Below are 21,507 nucleotides of genomic sequence, written 5' to 3' on the forward strand. Positions count from 1 at the left end.
TCGAATGGCTTTTATAGCGCGCTTTGCTCTTGATGGAAGTGTAAGATGGGGATTTGTAAAGGATAACAGCGTTATGGTTCTAAAAGGAGATCCATGGGGTGAAGTTAAGTATTCTATTGAAACAGAAGTTCCTTTGTTTAGAGTAAAGCTTCTTCCTCCTACTTTACCTACTAAGATAGTAGCGCTTGGGCTTAATTATAAGGATCATGCTGAAGAAACAGGCTTTCCTATACCTAAGGAACCGCTAATGTTTCTTAAACCACCTTCAGCAGTTATAGGTAGTGGTGATACTATTCTCATTCCTAAAGATATTGGAAGAGTTGATTATGAAGCAGAGCTTGCTATTGTTATTGGGAAAAGGTGTAAAAACGTTGATAGAGACGAGGCTTCCAAGTATATATTAGGTTATACGTGTTTTAATGACGTCACTGCTCGAAGTCTTCAAGGGAAAGATGGTCAATGGACTCGTTCTAAATCTTTTGATACTTTTGCACCTATCGGTCCATGGATTTCTACGGAGATTGATCCTTTTGATCTGTCTATAAAACTTTATCTTAATGGTGATATTCGCCAGAACAGCAGGACCTCAAAGATGATCTTTAATATTTATGATATTGTCTCTTTCGTGTCGAAAGTTATGACTCTTGAACCTGGCGATGTTATAGCTACTGGAACCCCATCTGGGATTGGACCCATAAAAGATGGAGATGAGGTTGTGGTTGAAATAGAAGGCATAGGGAGACTTGTTAATTATGTCAAAGAGGTGGTATGAAAAGGGTTTAAGGTTCGAGTGCATTTCCTGTGGAAGATGTTGTAGAGGTGCCCCAGGATACGTTTGGTGTAGCTTAAAGGAGATTGAGAGGATTTCCGTATTTTTGGGAATTCCTCTCAATCTTTTTATTGAGAAATATATAAGGCATGTTTGTAAAGGTTGGTCTTTAAAAGAAAAACCTAATGGAGATTGCGTTTTTTATGATGAGAAAAGCGCAAAGTGCCTTATTTATGAGGTGAGGCCAATTCAATGTGTTACGTTTCCTTTTTGGCCTTCAAACCTATCTTCGAAAGATAATTGGGATTCTTTAGCGAGAGAGTGCCCAGGTATAAATAGAGGGAAACTCTATACTTTGGAAGAGATAGATGAGATAGCCTTTAATCAGGCCAGGTTATATGAGCTGTAACTTTTTCAAAAAATTTTTATTAAAAGGATTGACAACTGGGTTAATGTCGCTATAATTATCCTTAGCGTGAATAAGGACGGGGGGTTAAGTCCTGTGAGCAGGGCGGCTTCCCGTTTTTAAATTTGCAATTTGAAAGGAAAGGAGGGGGTTGGATTGAGAGTAACCGACAAGGCCTTGGGCAGGCATGTCCTGGTGGAGGTTTATGAATGCAATCCTGAATTACTTGATAATATTCAGTTTCTTCAGGAAGCAATGGTTGAAGCTGCGACGAGAACAGGAGCTGAGGTAGTAGATGTGGTTTTTAGAAAATTCCAACCTTATGGGGTGAGTGGTGTAGTGGTGATATCAGAATCCCACCTGGCCATCCATACTTGGCCTGAGTACGGTTACGCAGCTATTGATTTGTTTACCTGCGGGGAAACCGCAGACCCCTGGAAAGCTTTTAGTTATCTTACAGAAGCCTTGGAAAGTAAGAAGGTAACTACTTTAGAAGTGCAACGGGGTAGATATCACGATCTAACCCCCGTGAGATTTATGAAGGAGGCCACATCCTAAGCATACTCCCTCCTTTGAAGAGGGTTTAGATGGTAATAGGAAGTGGCAATAATTAAAGGGTGTTCTTTCGAAAGAACACCCTTTTTATTTTAATTTCCACCTTGTGCCTGTTGGAGTGTCTTCTAGTATAATCCCCTTGGATAGTAAGTATTTTCTTATTGAATCAGCTTTCTCCCAATTCCTTTCTTTTCTTGCTTCTTCTCTTTCTTTAATAAGTCTTTCTATTTCTATTATTTCAAGAGGGAGTTTTTCTTCCGTTCTTATTATTCCGAATATCTCATTGACGTTGTTTAAGAAGGCAATGGCCTTTTCTAAAAGACCTTTCTTAGGGTTTATTGCTTCCGTAAGATAAGTATTTATAGATTTTACAAGTTCGAATATGCTTGCCAGAGCCTCTGGCGTATTTAAGTCGTCATCCATACTTTCTTCAAACCTTAACTTGGATTTCTCTATTTCCTCTGAAAACTTAAAGTCTTCTTTAGATGATGGGTTTAAAAGTTCGCTGCTATTAAAGGCATCTTTTAAGTTAAACATAGCGTTTTGTATTCTCTTTTGCCCACTTTCGGCTTGCTTCAAAGTTTCGTCGCTAAAGTTTATGGGATGTCTATAGTGAGCTGATAGCATAAATAACCTTAAAACCTCAGGAGCATACTTTTCCCTGAGTTCTCTTGCTGTTAATATATTGCCTAAAGATTTAGACATTTTCTCTTCGTTTATTAATAAGTATCCGTTGTGGAGCCAAAAGTTGCAAAAGGGCTTTCCTGTTACGCCTTCGGTTTGAGCGATTTCGTTTTCATGATGAGGAAATATCAGATCTTCTCCACCTGCATGTATATCAATTGTTTCTCCTAAATGTTTCATCGACATTGCTGAGCACTCTATATGCCAACCTGGTCTTCCCTTTCCCCAAGGACTATCCCAGTAAGGTTCTCCTTCTTTGGCCCTTTTCCATAAGGCAAAATCCAAAGGATTTTTCTTCTTAGGATCTGGTTCAATTCTTGCTCCAGCTTCAAGCTCGCTTATAGGTTTTCCTGAGAGCTTTCCGTATTCTGGGAAGCTTAAAACATCGTAATAAACATCTCCATCAGTAACATAAGCGTGTCCTTTATCTATTAATTTCGACACAAGTTCTATCATTTCTTTAATGTGTTCAGTTGCTTTTGGATAGTAGGAAGCTCTTTTTATCTTTAAAGCATCAGCATCTTCGAAATAAGCCTCTATATATTTTTCTGCTATCTCCTTCCATGTTTTTCCTTCCTCATGCGCTCTCTTTATAATCTTATCATCTATATCAGTAAAATTTTGTACGTATTTAACTACATATCCCTTATACTCCATGTACCTTCTTGCTATATCGAATATAATAAACGGTCTTGCGTTTCCTATGTGGAAATAGTTATATACGGTTGGCCCGCAAACATACATTCTTACTTTTCCAGACTCTATGGTTCTGAAAGGCTCTTTTCTTTTAGTTAAAGTATTTTGGAAAACCAAACTCATGTTTCTGCACCTCCTCCTTGATTAAAAGAATTATACCATATATAATGATGCCGAATGAATAAGGAGGGAGGTGTGTTTAAAGTTGGATTTTAAAGCACTTTTAAGGGAGTTAACAAGTAGTGTTAAATCTGCTGTTAAACCATTTTTAGGAACGAGGCTTGCAAAAAGTATTGAGAGAATGGCTTATAGTGGTGACGTAACCTATGGTATAGATGTAATTGCTGAAAGGGAGGTCAAAAGGATACTCGAGCCTTTTCTCGCAAGAGGTGAGTTAGCTTATTGTACTGAAGATGAGGGACTTGTTAAAAAAGGGAACCCTGATTATCTTCTTATAATAGATCCCATAGATGGAACACGCTCGGCAGCTGCAGGGTTGGAAGCCTGCACTGTGTCTGTAGCAATAAGCGCTTTAAGTGAAGACCCTAAGTATAAAGATGTTTTCTTAGCTTGTATTCTTGAGCTTAAGGATGATAGGTGCTTTTGGGCTGAGAAGGGTAAAGGAGCATGGATAGAGGAGGAAGGTAATCGTTTTGAACCAAGACCTGTAGATTTAGAAAATCTTGACGGTCTTTTTTGGAGCCTTGGTTTCATTGGTAGACCCGCTCGTTGGATTTCCATATGTATGGAGGATTTAATAAACAGATCAGCGATGAGAGGGGGTTTCTTTGTTTTAAATAGCTGTACATATTCTTTGACAAGGATATTAACAGGTCAGTTTCATGCTTGGATCGATATAGGCAATAGGTTATATAGGGATTTCCCGATGCTTAGGGAGGAGTTTCACAGCATAACGCGTGGAAAGCCTGTAGGAATGCTTCCTTATGATCTTGCGGCTGTGAATTTAATACTTAAAGAAGCAGGTGTGCCTTTAACTGATGCCTATGGAATACCGTATGATGATAGGAGCTTGCTTGATTGGTCTATAGATGGTTTAGTTTCTGGGGTTTCAGCTTCAACTATAAGTTTGTATGAAAAGATAATGAATGAGGTTAATAAAGGTATCAGGAGGTTGGAAGAAGAATTAAAGAAAAGCTAAAAGAAAAGGCTCTCTCATTGCCTGAGAGTCCTGGGGTATATCTAATGTTAAATAAAAAGGGAGAGGTTATATACGTAGGTAAATCACATTGTCTTAAAAAGCGAGTAAGTTCCTACTTTATTCGATCTTTTGATTTTTCTCCAAAGGTTAAAAGACTTGTAGATGAGATAGCATCCTTTACATATATAACCACTGAAAGCGAAGCCGAAGCATTAATACTAGAAGCTGACCTTATAAAAAAGTATAAGCCCAAGTATAATACGATGCTTAAGTATGGCGTGAAATATCCGTACCTTTGTTTAACTCTTTCTGAAAGTTTTCCTAGATTGCTTGTTACTCGTGTATTCAAGGAAGACGATGGGAATCAATATTTTGGTCCCTATACAAGCGTTGGAAAGATGAGAGAGCTCTTAAAGTTTATAGAGAGGTTTTATCCTTTAAGGAGTTGTTCAAGGTTAGTTAAGCGAGATCGCCCTTGTATAAATTATTACATGGGTAAATGTAAAGCTCCATGTATGGGGTGGGTCGATGAAGAAGAGTATGGAAAGATGGTGGAATCTCTTTCTCTTTTTCTTGGAGGTAAGCGTGCGGAACTTATGGCTAAGCTCCTGGAAAGTATGGAAAACCTTGCAAAAGAGCTAAAGTTTGAAGAGGCTGCTAAGGTTAGGGATCAGATAAGATTACTGGAAAAGGTATTTAGGCAACCCAGGATATCTTTAAGCTATTCTGAAGATTATCTTGAGACCTCTTTGCTCAAGCTGAAAGAAGCTCTAAATCTTGATGTTCTTCCGAATGTTATTGAAGGAATAGATGTATCTAATCTATATGGAAGGGAAGCTGTTGGTGTAGTAGTTTGCTTTCAGGGAGGTATCCCTTTTAAGAAGAGATATAGAAGATATAAGATAAAGTATGTAGAAGGGATAAATGATCCTGGGATGATAGCTGAAGTTGTGAGAAGAAGATATGGTAAGCACTCCGATGAGGGTATCCCTGATTTAATACTTATAGATGGTGGTGTAAGCCAAGTTAACTCTGCTAAAAGTGTTTTGGATGAGCTTGGAGTGAATATCCCTATTATAGGACTTGCTAAAAAGGAAGAGCTTGTGTTTTTCCCGGGTGATTCTATTCCTGTAAAGATTCCTGAGGATTCTCCAGCACTTCATCTTCTTCAAAGAATTAGAAACGAGGCTCACAGGTTTGCTGTCAGTTATCATAGGAAGCTTAGAGAAAGGGATCTGCTTAAAACTATACTCGAGGAGATACCGGGTGTAGGTAAAGAAAGAATGAAAAAACTGCTTAGAGCTTTTAAGTCTCTTGAAGGTATAAGGAGAGCATCCCTTCTTGAGATAGCTAAAATTGATGGTATAGGTGAAAAGTTAGCCTTTACCATAAAGACCTTTCTTGGTCGATATTTCGAGATAAATAGCAATCCCGATGAAGATAATACTAACGATTTGAGCGACTCTAACCCCTCCTAAGTATAAGCTATCTGTTCTTAGATTTTCTATGAGCAACCTTCCTATGGAATAAAGAAGGATGTATCTGGAAAATAAAGTCCCTGGAGGAGGATTTTTTTTCTCTAGTTGAAGAAGATAGATGAATATGAAAAGATTCCACATGGACTCATATAGAAACGTTGGGTGGAAGTAAGAAAAGCTTTTGTAAGCAGCAGGGCGTGCAGCCCGCGGTATAAAGAGTTTCCAGGGAAGATCTGTTGGGGTTCCAAAAGCTTCGTAATTAAAAAAGTTTCCCCATCTTCCTATGCTTTGGGCTAAAGGAAAAGCTATAGCGCCTAGGTCAGCGAGTTTAAGAAAGGGGATCTTCTTAATTCCTGAAAATACTATAGCTGTTAAAAGTGCCCCTATCCATACCCCATGTATAGCTAGTCCTCCGTGCCAAAAGGCAATTATTTCAAAAGGATTTTTAGAGTAGTATTCCCAATTAAAGATAACATAATACAATCTTGCTCCTACTAGACCAGCTATGTAACCCGCAATTAGAAGATGATCTAGATCTCTTGCTTTTATTCCATACTTAGGAGCTCGGTTGTAAACTATCCGAGCTCCTAAGATGAACCCTGTTACTATGAGGATGGCATACCATCTCAGGTCAAAATTTCCTATTTTAAAGATATAAGGCTTTACTATTACTTCTCCGCTGAAGACTTTATGGAGTGCTATAGGTGTGACTAAAAATAATATAATTGGAATTAGATAGAAGCTAAGTTTTCTAACGGTAGGTCGCCCTCCATCTGTGGGTATTTCGATCGTAGAAGAAAATTTTGTCAACAGTATATACCACTACTTGTTGGGGTTCAACCATACCGCTTTGAGGTTTTATCCCTTCAGCTACAGCCCATTGGTGAAGGGAGAGATCATAAACATAAGCATTTTCAGGATTCCAGACTAAAAGGAAATTCTCGTTCATAGCCCAACCTATCGGATCTATGTCGTCGAGACCAACCCATTGTCTTAAGAAGGCGTCATAGAGATAGACAGAGGCAACCGTCATTATTACAGCAAAAGCGTCTGTAGCATTTGCCGCTGATATAGGATCAATGGTATCCTTTGCTATCCATTGTCTTAAGCTGACATCGTATGCATAAGCTCTGTTTGAGCTCCATACTAGAGCGAGGTTATTTCTGACTACTCCATTTACTGGATTACAATCAAGGAGTGGATGCCACTGGTGAATTCTTATATCATATATATAAGCATGGTTTTGATTCCATACAAGAGCAAGGTAATTTCCGCTTCTCCACCCTGTTGGTCTGAAATCATTAAGAATAGACCAATTTTTGAGTTCTGGATCGTAAACTCTTACTGTGTTTTTATCTACAAAGAGTTTGACTTCTGCATAAGACAGAGGAGATAATAGAACTAAGAGGAGAAAAACCACTAAACTCAAGGTTGCTTTTTTCAAATACCCCTTCATTTCTGTCACCTCCCGAATTTGCTCTAGGGGATAAGATAATGATACCATATATTTTGAGAAAATCCAATTACAGTGTAGTATAATGGTTAGGGAGGGAAAAGGATATGGCTTATCTTGCACTTTATAGGAAGTGGAGACCTCAAAAGTTTTCAGAAGTAGTAGGGCAAGAGGTGGTTGTGAAGATTTTACAAAATGCCATAAAGACAAATCGTATAGCTCATGCTTATCTTTTTGCCGGACCACGTGGTGTTGGCAAAACCTCAGTTGCAAGGATTTTTGCTAAGGCCTTAAATTGTGAAAATGGTCCTGGAATAGAACCTTGTAATTTATGTTTCTCTTGTAAGAAGATAACAGAAGGAAGTTCTTTCGATGTTCTTGAGATCGATGGGGCTTCCAATAGAGGCGTGGAGGAAGTCAGAGCTTTAAAAGAAAGGATAAGTTTAGCGCCCATAGAAGGAAGATATAAAGTATATATAATAGATGAGGTTCATATGCTTACAGTAGAGGCTTTTAATGCTCTTCTTAAGACTCTTGAAGAACCTCCTTCTCGTGTGATTTTTATTCTTGCTACTACAGAACCTCATAAGCTTCCGCTTACTATTAGGTCACGTTGTATCTTTTTAGCTTTTAAGTCTCTTGATCCTAAGTGTATGGTTGGACGACTTAAAGAGATATTAGATAGCGAGGGGATAAAAGTTCCTTTTGAAGTGTTACTTGAAATATCTAGACGAGCAGATGGTTCTATGAGAGATTCTATATCGTTTCTAGAGCAGCTTTTAACACTTGGGGAGGAGATAACCTTTAATTCTCTAGAAAAAAACTTCGGAATTCTCTCAAGATCTGAGGTCAGGGAAAAGATCCCCTTATTTAGGGAAGGCAGATGGATGGAAATCTTTGAATGGGTTCGTTCTCTAAAGGATAGAGGAGTTATGATCCCCTATTTATTTGAGGATTTTAGTGAGATTTTTAGAAAAGTATGGTTATTTAAAATATTTCCGCAAGCAGATGTAGTATTTGATATTTCTTCAGATGAGAGGGAGTTTTATTTTTTAGAAAGTAGATATTGGGATGAGGAAGTTTTATGGAGTATTTTAAATGTAATAGAGAAAAGGGGAGATAGGATTCGTATGGGTAGTTCTCCATTTAGGGAGTTCGAGATGTTTCTTTGGGATTTGAGAAGGAAAATTGCTTCTGGGTCAAAAGTAGTTATGGAAAGCTCTTCTTTTAAGGATGAGGTTAAAAAAGAAGAGCTTAAGAGACCTGTTGAAGCGGAAGTTAAGAGTCAGGCGATAGGTGAAGATAATAAAAAGTGGGAAGAGTTTTTAAAGAAACTTAAGGAGAAGAAGATTTCTCTTTACGCATTTTTAATGGATGCTAATAATTCTCTTAGTAATGGAAAGCTTAGAGTGGAATATCCTGCTGATCTTAGGTTTCACTATGAACAGCTTAAAAGGGCAGAAAATATCGTTTTTCTTAAGGAAGCTCTTAAGGAAGTTTTTGGAGAAGAGATTGAATTAGAAATCGTAATCTCTAACGCTGAGGGAGAAGTTCAAGAGAAAGTCTTAGAATCTATAAGAGAAGAGAAGCCTAGAAGTGTTTTGGAGCATCCGACATTTCAAACTATCCTTAAGCTTTTTGGAGGGGACGTAGTAGAAGTAGAAAGGGAATCTGGTGAGGAAGATGAAAGATCTTGAGAGTTTCTTTGAAGGGAAAAGGATCCTTGTTAGTGGAGGAACTGGTTCTATAGGTAAGGAGATAGTTTTTCAGCTTCTAAAACTTAATCCTCAGGTTATAAGGATTTTTTCAAGGGATGAGCATAAGCTGTTTCAGTTAAGAGAGAAAATAGGAGATGATAAAAGGGTTAGATATCTATTAGGTGATATAAGGGATAAAGAAAGATTAAGATGGGCGATTGAAGATGTGGATATAGTATTTCATGCAGCTGCGTTAAAGCATGTTACTTTTTGTGAGTATAATCCTTTTGAGAGTGTTAAAACGAATGTTATAGGTACGCAAAATTTGCTAGAAGTGTCCTTAGAGAAAGAGGTATCGGTTTTTATAACTATAAGCTCTGATAAAGCGGTTAACCCTACTAATACTCTTGGAGCATCTAAGCTTCTTGCAGAGAAGCTTACTTTATCTGCGAATCATTACAAGGGGAGGAGAAAGTCTCTCTTTTCCGTTGTTAGATTTGGTAACGTTTTGGGTTCTCGTGGTTCGGTTATTCCTAAATTTATATCACAAATAAAAAGAGGCGGACCTCTAACTTTAACTCATCCAGCTATGAGACGCTATATGATGACCGTTTCTGAAGCTGTTAATCTTGTTCTTAAAGCAGCTTTTCTGACAAAAGGGGAGGAAGTGTTTATTCTCAAAATGCCTAAGGTGTGGATGTATGATCTTGCTGAAGTAGTGATAGAGGTTTTCGCTCCTAAATTTGGTTTCTCTCCTAGAGATATTAAGATAGAGTTTATAGGAGTGCAGGCTGGTGAGAAGATCGACGAGCGACTCTTTTCTGAGGAAGAGATACAAAGGTTAAAGGACTTCGATGATTTTTATATTATATCAGATAAGCAAGGCAAGCCAGCCGTTTTTACTGAAGAAAGATTTTTAAGTAAAAATGAAATAAGAGATATTCTTGAGAGTTGGTGGAGGGGACTGGAAGAAGAATGAGGGAGTTTGTTCATCTTCACGTTCATAGTGAATATAGCTTGCTTGACGGAGCTTGTAGAATAAAGGATCTCGCTAAAAAGGCGAAGGAGGAAGGCATGCCTGCTGTTGCCATAACTGATCACGGTGTTCTTTATGGGGCTATAGAGTTTTACGAAGCTTGCGTTTCAGAGGGAGTTAAGCCAATCATAGGATGTGAAGTTTACGTTACGCCTGAAGGGTATACTAAGAAAGGAAACAAAAACAGCGAGTTGTATCATTTAATTCTTTTAGCAAAAAGTGAAGAGGGCTACAAGAATTTGATGAAGATTGTTACTATATCTCACATAGAGGGTTTTTATTATAAGCCTCGTGTAGATAAGGAGCTTTTGGCCAGGTACAGTAAAGGTATAGTAGCTTTGAGCGGTTGTATAGCTGGGGAGATACCTTCGATGATACTTACAGGTAAGTACGAAGAAGCCGAGAGGGCTGCTTTAGAATATAGGGAAATTTTTGGGAGAGAAAATTTCTATCTAGAAATACAAAAGAATGGAATGCCTCAGCAGGATGTTGCTAATAAGGGATTAATTGCTTTAAGCAAGAGAACTGGAATACCTCTTGTTGCTACAAATGATGTTCATTACCTTAATAAAGAGGATGCTTTTTGGCATGACATTCTTCTGTGTGTTCAGACTAATTCAAACCTGACTGATGAGGATAGATTGAAGTTTCCAACGGATGAGTTCTATTTTAAAAGCTGTAGTGAAATGGAAATGGCTTTCAAGGAGATTCCAGAGAGTATAATTAATAGTGTGAGGATAGCAGATATGTGCGAGCTTCGTCTGGAGTTTGGGAAGTTGCAACTTCCTCGTTATGATGTTCCGGAAGGATACGATCTTCATGAGTATTTAGTCCATTTATGTTGGGATGGTTTGAGAGAAAAGTTTGGAGAAGCGCCTCCTTCAGAGGTTATAGATAGAATGAATTACGAACTTAAGGTTATTAAGGAAACTGGTTATTCTGGGTACTTTCTCATTGTTTCTGATTTCATCAAATATGCTAAAAATGTAGGAATACCTGTTGGTCCTGGAAGAGGATCAGCAGCAGGAAGTTTAGTTGCTTATCTCCTTGGTATTACAAATCTTAATCCCCTTCAGTATGGGCTTTTGTTTGAAAGATTTTTAAACCCTGAAAGGGTTTCTCCTCCTGATATAGACGTAGACTTCTGTGACAGAAGAAGAGATGATATTATAAATTATGTCAGACGTAAATATGGTGAGGATAAGGTTGCTAATATAATAACTTTTGGAACTATGGCTGCAAGAGGAGCAATAAGGGATGTAGGAAGGGTTTTGGGTATGCCTTATAAGGATGTTGATAGGATAGCTAAACTTGTCCCTTTGGGTCCCAAGGTTAGTATAGAGGAGGCCTTATCTGAGAGCCCTGAGCTGGTAAAGTTAATTAAAGAGGACCCTCAGGTGGCAAGATTAATAGATGTTGCTAAAAAGATAGAAGGACTTCCAAGGCATGCCTCTCAACATGCAGCTGGAGTTATAATTGCTCCTGCCCCATTAACTGAGTTTACACCTCTTCAAAGAATGTCTGATAATTCTATAGTAACTCAATATTCAATGAAGCCTCTTGAAAAGCTTGGACTTCTTAAGGTTGATTTTCTAGGTTTACGAACCTTAACTATGGTAAGTGATGTTATAGAGAGCGTGAGGAAAAGCAAGGGAATAACAATAGATATAGATAAAATACCCCTTGATGATGAGAAAACCTATGAGCTTCTTCAAAACGGAGATACTACTGGCGTATTTCAACTTGAAAGCGATGGGATGAGAAGGTTACTTCAAAGGCTTAAACCTAATTGTTTTGAAGACTTGATAGCGGTTTTAGCTCTATATAGACCTGGTCCTTTAGGAAGCGGAATGGTGGATGATTATGTTCAAAGAAAACATGGAATTTCTCCTGTTAATTATCCACATCCTAAACTTGAAGGTATTCTTAAGGAAACATATGGTGTTATTCTTTATCAGGAACAAGTTATGCAGATAGCGTCGGTTTTAGCTGGTTTTTCTTTAGGAGAAGCTGATCTTCTTAGACGTGCTATGGGTAAAAAGGAACCAGAGATAATGGTTCAAATGAGGAATGATTTTGTGCAAAGGGCTGTTGATCGAGGTATAAATAAAGATGATGCGGAAAAAATATTTGACCTAATGGAGTACTTTGCAGGTTACGGTTTTAATAAGTCTCATAGTGCTGCATATGCTCTTTTATCTTATCAAACAGCCTACCTTAAAGCTCATTATCCGGTTGAGTTTATGGCAGCTCTTCTTTCAAGTAAGATGAGTAGAGTAGATGAGATGGCCTTTTATATAAGGGAAACGAGGAAAAAGGGAATTAAGATTCTTCCGCCTGATGTAAATGAAAGCGATGTAGATTTTAGGGTTACGGAGGAAGGTATAAGGTTTGGTCTCGCTGCAGTTAAAAACGTCGGTGAAAGCGCCATATCTGAAATAATAAGAGCTAGAGAGTCAGGAGGGAGGTTTCTTAGTCTTCAGGACTTTTGTAAGAGGGTTAATTTAAAAGTGGTAAATAGCAGGGTTATTGAAAGTTTGATAAAAGCTGGAGCTTTTGATTCTATGCCAGGTTCAAGGGTTCAAAAGCTTAAAATGCTTCCAAAGGCTTTATCTATGGCAGAGGAAGAAAATTTGTTTCAAAAGTCTATTTTTGAATTCGACCTTAATGGAGTTCCAGATCCAAGCATAGAGGAGATTCTCCTATGGGAAGAAGAGGTTACGGGATTTTATATAACTTGTCATCCCCTTGATTTGTGGGCAAGGGAGTTTTTTAAATATGTTACAATAACAAGCAAAAGATTAGCTTCTATAAAGGGGAGCAAAAAAGTCGTTGTTGGGGGGATGATAAGTAAGGTTGCTAAAAGGAAGGGAGCATTAATCTTAACTCTTGAGGATTTTGATGGTTTGGTAGAGGTGGTTGTATTTTCTCGTCCTGAAGGGGTGGAAGAAAAGCTTTTTAATAAAGGAAAGGTTATACTTGTTGAAGGAGATGTAGATAGAGGTGGTGACAGAGTTAGGGTTATAGCTTCAAAGATTGTTCCAATTGAAGAAGCTCCAAAACACTTTGATCCATGTTTTTGGATATCTGTCGATGTGGCATTAATAGATAAAGAGAAGCTTTTTGAGCTTGAAGAAATCTTAAGGAGGTATAAGGGAAGAAGCAGGACTTTTATGGAGATAAAGGATACATCAGGTAGGGTTGTACTTGATTTAAGCTCAAGATATAGAGTTTCTCCTTCAGAAGAATTGAAGGAGGAAATTCAAAGGGTGTTTAGTAAAGGGGAAGTACTGGTAAAGTTTTAGAGGAGGTGGATAAAGTTGAAGGAAGAAAGCGTTGTTTTAGCAGATTTTATAGTGGTTAAGGCATTGGAGAATGGTGTATCAGTTATAGGTCTTACGAGAGGTGAAGAGACGAGATTTCATCACACGGAAAAGCTTGATAAGGGAGAAGTGCTTCTTGCCCAGTTTACCATGCATACTTCTGCTATAAAGATAAGGGGGAAAGCTAAGGTAATATGTAAACATGGAACGGTGATAGCTGGTGTTGAAGAAGATTAAGAGGATAGGTGTCTTAACAAGTGGTGGAGATGCTCCTGGGATGAATGCTGCTATAAGGGCTGTGGTTAGAGCTGCTATATTTAATGGACTTGAAGTTGTCGGTGTAAAAAGAGGATTTGTTGGGCTTATGGATGGAGATTTCGTTGAGCTCGGGCTTGGTAGCGTTGGTGGTATCCTTCAAAGAGGAGGTACCATACTTCAGACTGCTCGATCTGAGAGATTTAAAACAGAAGAGGGTTTAAGGGAAGCATTAAATAGGCTTGAAGAGGCAGGAATAGATGCTCTTGTTGTAATAGGTGGGGAGGGGTCATTTAAGGGAGCCTGGGAACTTTATAAAAGAGGTATTCCAACTATTGGGATTCCTGGAACTATAGATAACGATATAGCTGGGACTGATTATACTATAGGTTTTGATACCGCTGTTAATATCGCTGTTGAAGCTATAAACAGATTAAGAGATACCGCTTCTTCCCACGAGCGCATGTTTATAGTTGAGGTTATGGGTAGAAAATCGGGTTATATAGCCTTAATGGCTGGAGTTGCTAGCGGTGCAGAATCTATATTAATTCCTGAGATGCCTTATGATATGGAGAATATATGTATGAAGCTAAGGAGGGGACATCAAAGAGGAAAAACGCACAGTATTATAGTTGTAGCAGAGGGAGTGGCTTCTGCAGCTCAGATAAGAGATCAGATATTAGATAAAACTGGTTATGAAGTGAGAATTGTAGTTTTAGGTCATCTTCAGAGAGGAGGCTCTCCTACAGCTTTTGATAGGATTCTTGCAAGTCGTTTAGGGGCTAAATCGGTTGAACTTCTCCTTAATGGAATCGAAGGTAAAATGGTTGGATGGGAAAAAGGTAACATTTCCGTCTATGATCTTTCTTATTCTTGGGAAAACGTAAAGGGAATCGATATAGAGCTTTATAGATTGGCTGATATGCTAAGCATCTAGGGGGTGGGGGCATGGTCAGTCTTAGGCGAACTAAAATAATAGCCACGCTTGGCCCTGCATCAAGTAGTGAGAACGTTCTTACAGAGATGGTGAAAGAGGGAATGAATGTAGCTAGGCTTAACTTTTCTCATGGTACTTATGAAACTCATGGAGAGTCTCTTAGGCTAGTTAGGGAAGTAGAAGAAAAGCTAAAAGTTCCATTGGCAGTAATGCTCGATACTAAAGGTCCGGAAATAAGAACAGGGAAGCTGAAAGATAAGGTTACCTTCTTGAGAGAGGGAAGCATGCTTGTATTAACTCCAGAAGAATTGGAAGGCGATGAAAAAAGAGTATCGATATCCTTTCCAGATCTTTATAAGGATGTGAAATCTGGGGATCACATATTGATAGATGATGGGAAGATAGATCTTGAAGTTGTTGAAATAAGGGATTGTGATATTCACTGTAGGGTTATTGTAGGAGGGGAGTTAGGCGAGAAAAAGGGGGTTAATATCCCAGGGGTTGACATTTCTTTACCAGCCTTGTCAGATAAGGATATAAGTGACATAAGATGGGGTGTTGAGAACGGTGTAGATTGGTTCGCTATATCTTTTGTTAGGAAAGCAAGTGATATACTTGAGGTAAGAAAAGTAATAGAGGAGGCGGGAGGAAGTACGAAGATAATAGCTAAGATAGAAACCCGTCAAGCTGTTCAAAACTTTGACGAAATTCTTAACGTGTCTGATGGGATTATGGTGGCAAGGGGAGACCTCGGGGTTGAGTTACCCACTGAAGAGGTTCCTTTACTTCAAAAGAGGTTTATAAATAGTTGTAAGAAGGTTGGTAAGCCTGTTATAGTTGCAACGCAGATGCTTGAAAATATGATATATAATCCAAGACCTACGAGAGCAGAGGCAAACGATGTGGCTAATGCTATATTTGACGGTGCTGATGCAGTTATGCTTTCTGGTGAAACCGCGAAGGGTAGGTATCCTATTGAGTCTGTCAGGGTAATGAGAAGGATAATAGAGAAGGCAGAGGAAGAGATTCTTAAAGATGGTGGTAATCCTATGGTTTACATAACTCTTTCCGTGCCTGATGCTGTAAGCCATGCTTCTTGTACTATAGCTAGAGATCTTGGAGCCTCAGCTATAATAACTGCTACACAATCTGGTTCTACGGCTAGGATGGTGGCAAAATATAGACCCATCTGTCCTATAATAGCTACAACACCTTCTCTTAGAACTCTGAGGGAGTTGGTATTAACTTGGGGAGTTTATCCCCTAATGATAAGTGATATAAGAAGTACGGATAAGCTTCTTGAGGCAAGTATTAATAGAGCTCTGGAAGCTGGATATGTTAGAGAGGGTGATGTGGTAGTTCTGACAGCTGGGGTTCCGGTTGGCGTTCCAGGGACAACCAACCTGATTAAGGTTCATGTTATAGCTAAAATCCTTGTTAAAGGGATCGGTATAGGTAAAGGTAAGGTTGTTGGTAAAGCGGTGCTTGCTCCTAGCTCTGAAGATGCTCTTTCCAAAGTAGGAAAAAACTCTATTCTTGTGGTTAAAGAAACCGATAAAGATTACGTTCCTGTGATGGATAAAGTAGTAGGCATTGTTGCTGAAGAAGGGGGACTATCTTCTCATGCTGCTATTGTTGGTCTCCAATACGGAATTCCTGTTATAGTTGGTGCAGATGGTGCTTTAGGAGCTATAAGAGATGGAATGATAATCTCATTAGATGCAGAGAGAGGAGTAGTTTATGAAGGTGAAGTAAAGCTTATATAAAGGGAGGCATTTTAGGTTGCCAGAGCTTCCTGAAGTTGAGGTTTTAAGTAGAAAGCTTAGGGATCTATTAGTTGGGAGCAAGATCATCGGTATTAATGTGTATAATTCTGCTAAAATTAAAGGAATTAAACCGGAACTTGTTTTAGGAAAAACTATAGTGGATGTTGGAAGAAGAGGGAAACATCTTTATATTGGGCTTTCTTCAGGAGATAAGCTGGTATTTCATCTGAGGCTTAAAGGTAAGCTCGTTTATGGTTTAGATAGCGGTGAGCTTAATGCCCCATGGATAGAGCTGAAATTTGATACGGGGAAAAGTTTGTTCTTTGGTGATCCGAGAAAAATGGCAACTTTGGATGTTGTAAGAGATTTAAGGGAAATTAAGGCCATAGCTAATATGGGACCTGAACCCTTAAGTGACCAATTTACTCTTAATTTCTTAAAGGAGGGGTTGGCTAAAAGCTCTAAAGCTGTAAAGGCTCTTCTTATGGATCAGTCTTTTGTTGCTGGTATAGGAAACATATACGCTGATGAGATATTGTTCAGAGCAGGAGTTCATCCTGAAAGAAAAGCTAAAACTGTGTCTTCATCTGAAGCTGAAAAGCTTTATATTTCTATAAAAGAGGTTTTGAGGGAAGCTTTAGAGCATCGTGGTGTTGGAGAATACACTTCTCTGTTTTCTAATGATAAGGAGATAGGAGATTTTGAGAAGCTTTTAAAGGTTCACGGTAAAGAAGGAATGCCATGCCCAAGGTGTAAAGTAGAAATAAAAAGAATAGAAGTATCGGGAAGAGGAACGTACTTCTGTCCCAAATGTCAAGTATAAGCTACATAGAGTATAGCTTTAATTATTTCTTTTAGATTTTCAAGCTCTTTTAAATTTACAAATTCATAAGGGGTGTGAGCAAGTTCCAATTTGCCTGCGCCTAAAAGAATGCAGGGTATTCCTTTTGCGCTTAGGTTGTGAGCATCACTCCATGAAGGGAAAAAAGTCTTTTCTAGCTTTATCCCAAGCTTTTTATATGCTAGGCTTACAACTCTAAAAGAGTAGCTTTCTTCATCTATTTTAATCGGCTCATCCAGGTCTTTCAGATTGTAATTCTTACCTTCAAGAAGCGGTTGCATTTTTTCAAAGATATCGGTAGCTTTATTTCCGGGGAGTATGCTTATTTCAAGAGTAAGCTTGCAATAGTCTGGTACTACGTAACTATCTCGGCCACCTTCTATTTTCCCAAGATTTATCCATGGTTTCAAAAAGCCATGTTCATCTTTTTGAGAGAGTGCAATATCTTTTATTCTTTTAAAAAGTTCGAAGGCTTCTTCAATAGCGTTTCTGCCTGCGCAAGGAGTTGACCCGTGAGCGAACCTTCCTTTTACCTCTATTTCAAGACTTATACCACCCATTTCTCCCATAGCTACTTTTAGTTCCGTTGGTTCAAGTACTATTGCACAGTCATATTTTTTAGGTGGGTTGAAGGCTTTTGATCCATTACCTTCTTTTTCTTCATCAACAAATATGGCTATCTCGCAAGGATAGTCACATTCGTCTACTGCTTTAAGTAGAGAAGCTATTTGTCCTTTTGTATCTACAGCTCCTCTTCCATAGACTAGATCACCCTTTTCTAGGGGAGCAAAGGCATTCGGGTGCTCCCACGCTGGAACTGTATCAGCATGGCTTACAAAGAGTATTCTAGACTCTCCTCTTTGAGCGTAAAGGTTTGGTCTTTGGGGAAGTACTTCCTCAAGTTTAACTTTGAAGCCTCTCTCCTCCAAATAGTTCTTTATCCATTCCTGAATTTCTCTTTCATTTCCTGATACGCTATCAATGGATATCAACTTATTGATTATTTCACTTATCCTCATATTTCTTTATCATCCTTCTCCACTTACCCCAGTTTCCTGTGTATTTAAAATCTCTTTTTTCATAGAATTTGCGCGCTTTTTCGTTGTCTTCTCCTACCCATAATCCTATGATGTCTCTTCCTTTGCTTTTTAGATATTTGATACTTTCTTCGAAGAGTTTATTACCAATACCCTTTCCTTGATGTGACGGTATGACGGCAAATTCATGGATTTCCCCAACGATTTTTTCTAGTTTGGAATCCCACCAGTTATTATGGCAAGAAATAAAACCCATTGGTTCAGATTCTTCGAAAGCTACTAGAAACCCTTCAGGGTCTCCCCTATATAGCCATTTAAGATATCTTTTTGCTTCGCTCTTGTTTTGGTATCCGTATTCTGGCAGTTCTCTGTAAGCTTCTATATAGATAGAACATAACTTCGGAAGAAGACTATTAAATTCTTCTTCTTTCAGTGTCCTTATTTCCATAGTTTACGCCTCCTTTTATTCTTGAGGAGAAAATGGTATTATTAGTTATAGCTAAGAAACCATAAGATATTTTACCACTTTTGGAGGTAGGTTATGTGAATTACATCATAGAATTGGTCAATGTAAAGAAATACTTTCCAGTTCAAAAGGGAATTTTTAGGAGAATTATAGGTTGGGTGAAAGCTGTTGATGGTGTTAGCTTTGCTGTTAAGAAAGGGGAAGTCTTTGGACTTGTCGGTGAATCTGGTTGTGGGAAAACTACCTTGGGTTTGGTTTCAATAGGGTTATTCCCTTTTGATGGGGGCGAGGTTTTCATTTACAATGGTTCTGGGAAAAGGTCTCTTTCTCATTTGAGCGATTCGGAAAAAAGGGACCTGAGGAGGGTTGTACAGGTAATATTTCAAGATCCTTATAGTTCGCTTAACCCAAGGTTTAAAGTAAAGGATATCATTGCTGAGGGGTTGTTGATTCATGGTATTGCAAAAAGCAAGAAGGAAGCTTATGATATTGTTGCCGAAATATTAGAAAAAGTTGGTTTAGGGAAGGAGTGCTTGGATAGATACCCTCATGAGTTCTCTGGGGGGCAGAGACAAAGAATAGCGATAGCACGAGCTTTAGCCTTGAGACCGTCTTTTATTCTTTGTGATGAGCCATTATCAGCTCTTGATGTTTCGGTACGTGCTCAGGTTTTAAATCTTCTAAAAGACTTACAAGAGGAGTTAGGATTATCTTACCTTTTTATCTCTCACGATCTTTCTGTGGTAAAATACATAAGCGATAGGATAGGGGTGATGTATCTCGGTAAGCTTCTTGAGGAGGCTCCAAGAGATGAGTTATTTAAGAATCCTTTGCATCCCTATACTAAAGCTCTTTTAGCCTCTATTCCTGTACCAAACCCGAGGATGCGAGGGAAAAGAGTAATCCTTAAAGGTGATCCTTCTAACCCCATTAATCCTCCTCCAGGTTGTAGGTTTCATCCACGCTGTGCTATTGCTGCTGAAATTTGTGTTGAAGTTGAACCGGAACTTAGGGATTTAGGGGGACGTAGGGTTGCTTGTCATAGAGTTTAGGGAGGTGTAGCTTTGAAGACAGGGGAAGCTTTTCTTCCTCTTCATGATGGTGTGGCTCCTTCTTGGCTTTTAGAAAAGATGAAAAGGCTTGCCTCTCTTTTGGTAGAGGCTATTATAGAGCTTTATGGGACAGAGGAGCTATTAAGAAGGCTTTCTGATCCCTTTTGGTTTCAATCCTTTGGTTGTCTTTTAGGTTTTGATTGGCATTCCAGCGGTTTGACTACAACGACATGTGCGGCTATAAAGGAGGGATTGCAAGGTAAGGAGAAGGCATTAGGCTTTTTTGCTGCCGGAGGAAAAGGGCAAAGAGCTTTGAAAACCCCTGAGGAGATAGTTTGTTGGGCAAGTTTAGTAGGGGTAGATGGAGATTCAATAGTTTTAGCGAGTAGGTTGTCTGCAAAAGTGGATAATGTCGCTTTGCAAGATGGATATTCTCTTTATCAACATATGATATTTTTCAATTCTAAGGGTAATTGGACTGTTATCCAGCAAGGTATGAACTTAGATCTCATGTATGCCCGTAGGTATCACTGGCTTTCTTTGGATCTTAAAGATTTTGTGAATGAACCTCACTCAGGTATAGCTTCTCCAATCAAACATGATAAGGTTTTAAATCTTGTAGCTTCAGAGAGTGCTGGTAACAGAGAGGCAACGTTGGAGGTGGTGAAGGACGCTGGTCTAAGAGAAATTAAAAGGCTTTTTTTAAGTAGGGATAATCCTATTTTATCTTTTTGCGATATGGATCCTAAAAGGTTCTTAAAAAAGCTTGAGGAGCTTAAGTGGCTTGAGCCAGGTGACTTTAAAGAGCTTCTCTTAGTAAAAGGGTTAGGGGCTAAGACCTTAAGAGCTCTTTCCTTAACTGCGGAGCTTTTGACAGGTAAATCGCCAAGTTATAGAGATCCAGTGAGATATGCCTATGCTCATGGAGGAAAAGATGGCTATCCCTTTCCTGTCGACAGGGAAACTTATAGCAAGACAATAGATATGCTTGAAAAGATTGTTAGGAGAGCAGAGCTGAGTTTGGTTGAAAAGGAAAAATTATTTAGAAAATTAAGCTTAATTTTTTAGTGAGGGGTGATAGTGATATGGAGTTGTGGTTACACGACAAGATAGAGGGGCAGATTTGCTCTGTTAAAGTCAAGGAGATTTTGCATCTTGAAGAAAGCGAGTATCAAGAAATTGCCGTTGTATTGACTGAAAATTATGGTAAGGCTTTGATATTGAATGGTGCTATTCAAGTTACCGAAGAGGATGAGGCTTTTTATCATGAAATGCTTGTTCATGTTCCTATGTTTACTCATCCTTCTCCTAAAAGGGTTTTGGTTATAGGGGGAGGAGATGGGGGAACCGTTAGGGAGGTATTGAAGCATCCTGAAGTTGAAAGAGTAGTTATGGTTGAAATAGATAAAAGAGTTGTTGAGGTTTGTAGAAAATTCTTTCCTAACATTTCCTGTGCTTTGACAGATTCTCGTCTTGAGCTTCTCTTTGAAGATGGGGTTAAGTATGTTAAGGAAACCAAGGAAAAGTTCGATGTGGTTTTGGTGGATTCAACCGATCCTTACGATTTTGCTGAACAGTTGTTTAGCAAAGATTTCTTCTTGTCAGTTTTCAATATACTTAGTGATAATGGCATTTGCTGTTCTCAAACCGAAAATCCGTTTATAATGCGTAAGATAATAAAGAAGGTTCAGGGGTATCTTTCTGAGATCTTCAAGTATAAAACCCTTTATTGGACTGTAGTTCCAACTTATCCTGGTGGTTTGTGGACCTTTTCTATGGGATCTAAGACGGTGGCTCCTGAGAGCTTTAGAAGAAATTCCAGTGTGAAAACGAAGATATACTCTCCTGAGCTTCATAAGGCGGTTTTGAACTTTCAGCTTTCCGAGGAGGTGTAATT

At 38.7% G+C, this 21,507-nt stretch carries 20 protein-coding genes; 15 read left to right on the top strand and 5 right to left on the bottom strand.

Features of this window, described 5'->3' with window-relative positions; genetic code table 11:
• Window positions 1-4 precede the first annotated feature (4 nt).
• From NZ900_05000 to speD, 3 genes are all read left to right on the top strand, one after another.
• A complete protein-coding gene (locus NZ900_05000) occupies window positions 5-772 on the top strand; it encodes a fumarylacetoacetate hydrolase family protein (GenBank protein MCS7233441.1) in 768 nt (255 codons plus the stop codon).
• Window positions 753-1,178 carry a YkgJ family cysteine cluster protein gene (locus NZ900_05005; GenBank protein ID MCS7233442.1) on the top strand — a complete coding sequence of 142 codons (426 nt, stop codon included), beginning with the start codon at window positions 753-755 and terminating at the stop codon, window positions 1,176-1,178. The genes NZ900_05000 and NZ900_05005 overlap by 20 nt, the downstream gene beginning before the upstream one ends.
• 153 nt (window positions 1,179-1,331) lie before the next feature.
• Window positions 1,332-1,733: an adenosylmethionine decarboxylase gene (gene speD, locus NZ900_05010; protein MCS7233443.1), complete on the top strand. Its 402-nt coding sequence runs from the start codon at window positions 1,332-1,334 to the stop codon at window positions 1,731-1,733.
• Window positions 1,734-1,817: 84 nt separating this feature from the next.
• Here the strand turns inward: speD and cysS are convergent, their stop codons facing one another.
• Window positions 1,818-3,233: a cysteine--tRNA ligase gene (gene cysS, locus NZ900_05015; protein ID MCS7233444.1), complete on the bottom strand. Its 1,416-nt coding sequence runs from the start codon at window positions 3,231-3,233 to the stop codon at window positions 1,818-1,820.
• 82 nt (window positions 3,234-3,315) lie between these two features.
• Here cysS and NZ900_05020 point away from each other — a divergent pair, with 82 nt between their 5' ends.
• Window positions 3,316-4,269: a hypothetical protein gene (locus tag NZ900_05020; protein MCS7233445.1), complete on the top strand. Its 954-nt coding sequence runs from the start codon at window positions 3,316-3,318 to the stop codon at window positions 4,267-4,269.
• A 44-nt stretch (window positions 4,270-4,313) separates the two neighbouring features.
• Window positions 4,314-5,747: an excinuclease ABC subunit UvrC gene (locus tag NZ900_05025; protein ID MCS7233446.1), complete on the top strand. Its 1,434-nt coding sequence runs from the start codon at window positions 4,314-4,316 to the stop codon at window positions 5,745-5,747.
• Here the strand turns inward: NZ900_05025 and lgt are convergent.
• Together lgt and NZ900_05035 are read right to left on the bottom strand one after the other, a co-directional pair.
• Window positions 5,646-6,557 carry a prolipoprotein diacylglyceryl transferase gene (lgt, locus tag NZ900_05030; GenBank protein ID MCS7233447.1) on the bottom strand — a complete coding sequence of 304 codons (912 nt, stop codon included), beginning with the start codon at window positions 6,555-6,557 and terminating at the stop codon, window positions 5,646-5,648. The genes NZ900_05025 and lgt overlap by 102 nt on opposite strands.
• A complete protein-coding gene (locus NZ900_05035; GenBank protein ID MCS7233448.1) occupies window positions 6,499-7,203 on the bottom strand; it encodes a hypothetical protein in 705 nt (234 codons plus the stop codon). The genes lgt and NZ900_05035 overlap by 59 nt, the downstream gene beginning before the upstream one ends.
• 104 nt (window positions 7,204-7,307) lie before the next feature.
• Between NZ900_05035 and dnaX the strand changes: the two genes are divergently transcribed.
• The 7 genes from dnaX to mutM are packed head-to-tail and all read left to right on the top strand — an operon-like array spanning window position 7,308 to window position 17,037.
• Complete coding sequence (gene dnaX, locus NZ900_05040) at window positions 7,308-8,897, top strand: DNA polymerase III subunit gamma/tau (protein MCS7233449.1); 1,590 nt, start codon at window positions 7,308-7,310, stop codon at window positions 8,895-8,897.
• Window positions 8,884-9,876: a polysaccharide biosynthesis protein gene (locus NZ900_05045; protein MCS7233450.1), complete on the top strand. Its 993-nt coding sequence runs from the start codon at window positions 8,884-8,886 to the stop codon at window positions 9,874-9,876. The genes dnaX and NZ900_05045 overlap by 14 nt, the downstream gene beginning before the upstream one ends.
• Entirely contained in the window at window positions 9,873-13,238 is a 3,366-nt protein-coding gene (locus NZ900_05050) for a DNA polymerase III subunit alpha (protein ID MCS7233451.1), read from the top strand. The genes NZ900_05045 and NZ900_05050 overlap by 4 nt, the downstream gene beginning before the upstream one ends.
• A 15-nt stretch (window positions 13,239-13,253) precedes the next feature.
• Window positions 13,254-13,493, top strand: coding sequence for a trp RNA-binding attenuation protein MtrB (gene mtrB / locus NZ900_05055; GenBank protein MCS7233452.1), 240 nt, complete (start codon window positions 13,254-13,256; stop codon window positions 13,491-13,493).
• Window positions 13,489-14,448 carry a 6-phosphofructokinase gene (pfkA, locus tag NZ900_05060; protein ID MCS7233453.1) on the top strand — a complete coding sequence of 320 codons (960 nt, stop codon included), beginning with the start codon at window positions 13,489-13,491 and terminating at the stop codon, window positions 14,446-14,448. Before mtrB ends, pfkA begins: the two co-directional genes overlap by 5 nt.
• 11 nt (window positions 14,449-14,459) lie before the next feature.
• Window positions 14,460-16,214: a pyruvate kinase gene (pyk, locus tag NZ900_05065; GenBank protein ID MCS7233454.1), complete on the top strand. Its 1,755-nt coding sequence runs from the start codon at window positions 14,460-14,462 to the stop codon at window positions 16,212-16,214.
• A gap of 16 nt (window positions 16,215-16,230) precedes the next feature.
• Complete coding sequence (gene mutM, locus NZ900_05070) at window positions 16,231-17,037, top strand: DNA-formamidopyrimidine glycosylase (GenBank protein MCS7233455.1); 807 nt, start codon at window positions 16,231-16,233, stop codon at window positions 17,035-17,037.
• On the opposite strand, the gene NZ900_05075 is transcribed toward mutM, so the two are convergent.
• Together NZ900_05075 and NZ900_05080 are read right to left on the bottom strand one after the other, a co-directional pair.
• The gene (locus NZ900_05075; GenBank protein ID MCS7233456.1) at window positions 17,028-18,074 is read right to left on the bottom strand and encodes a M20/M25/M40 family metallo-hydrolase; all 1,047 of its coding nucleotides are present in this window, start codon (window positions 18,072-18,074) and stop codon (window positions 17,028-17,030) included. The two genes, mutM and NZ900_05075, sit on opposite strands and share 10 nt — an antisense overlap.
• Window positions 18,061-18,540 carry a GNAT family N-acetyltransferase gene (locus tag NZ900_05080; GenBank protein ID MCS7233457.1) on the bottom strand — a complete coding sequence of 160 codons (480 nt, stop codon included), beginning with the start codon at window positions 18,538-18,540 and terminating at the stop codon, window positions 18,061-18,063. The genes NZ900_05075 and NZ900_05080 overlap by 14 nt, the downstream gene beginning before the upstream one ends.
• A gap of 95 nt (window positions 18,541-18,635) precedes the next feature.
• Between NZ900_05080 and NZ900_05085 the strand changes: the two genes are divergently transcribed.
• Genes NZ900_05085 through speE form a run of 3 tightly spaced genes read left to right on the top strand, consistent with a single transcriptional unit; the run spans window position 18,636 to window position 21,505 of the window.
• Window positions 18,636-19,610: an ATP-binding cassette domain-containing protein gene (locus NZ900_05085; GenBank protein MCS7233458.1), complete on the top strand. Its 975-nt coding sequence runs from the start codon at window positions 18,636-18,638 to the stop codon at window positions 19,608-19,610.
• Window positions 19,611-19,622: 12 nt separating this feature from the next.
• Complete coding sequence (locus NZ900_05090) at window positions 19,623-20,678, top strand: DUF763 domain-containing protein (GenBank protein ID MCS7233459.1); 1,056 nt, start codon at window positions 19,623-19,625, stop codon at window positions 20,676-20,678.
• A 17-nt stretch (window positions 20,679-20,695) separates the two neighbouring features.
• On the top strand, window positions 20,696-21,505 hold the full coding sequence (gene speE / locus NZ900_05095; protein MCS7233460.1) for a polyamine aminopropyltransferase: 810 nt from the start codon (window positions 20,696-20,698) through the stop codon (window positions 21,503-21,505).
• Window positions 21,506-21,507: the final 2 nt, after the last annotated feature.

The organism is Synergistota bacterium, from assembly GCA_025060595.1.
GTDB lineage: Bacteria > Synergistota > GBS-1 > GBS-1 > GBS-1 > 42-11.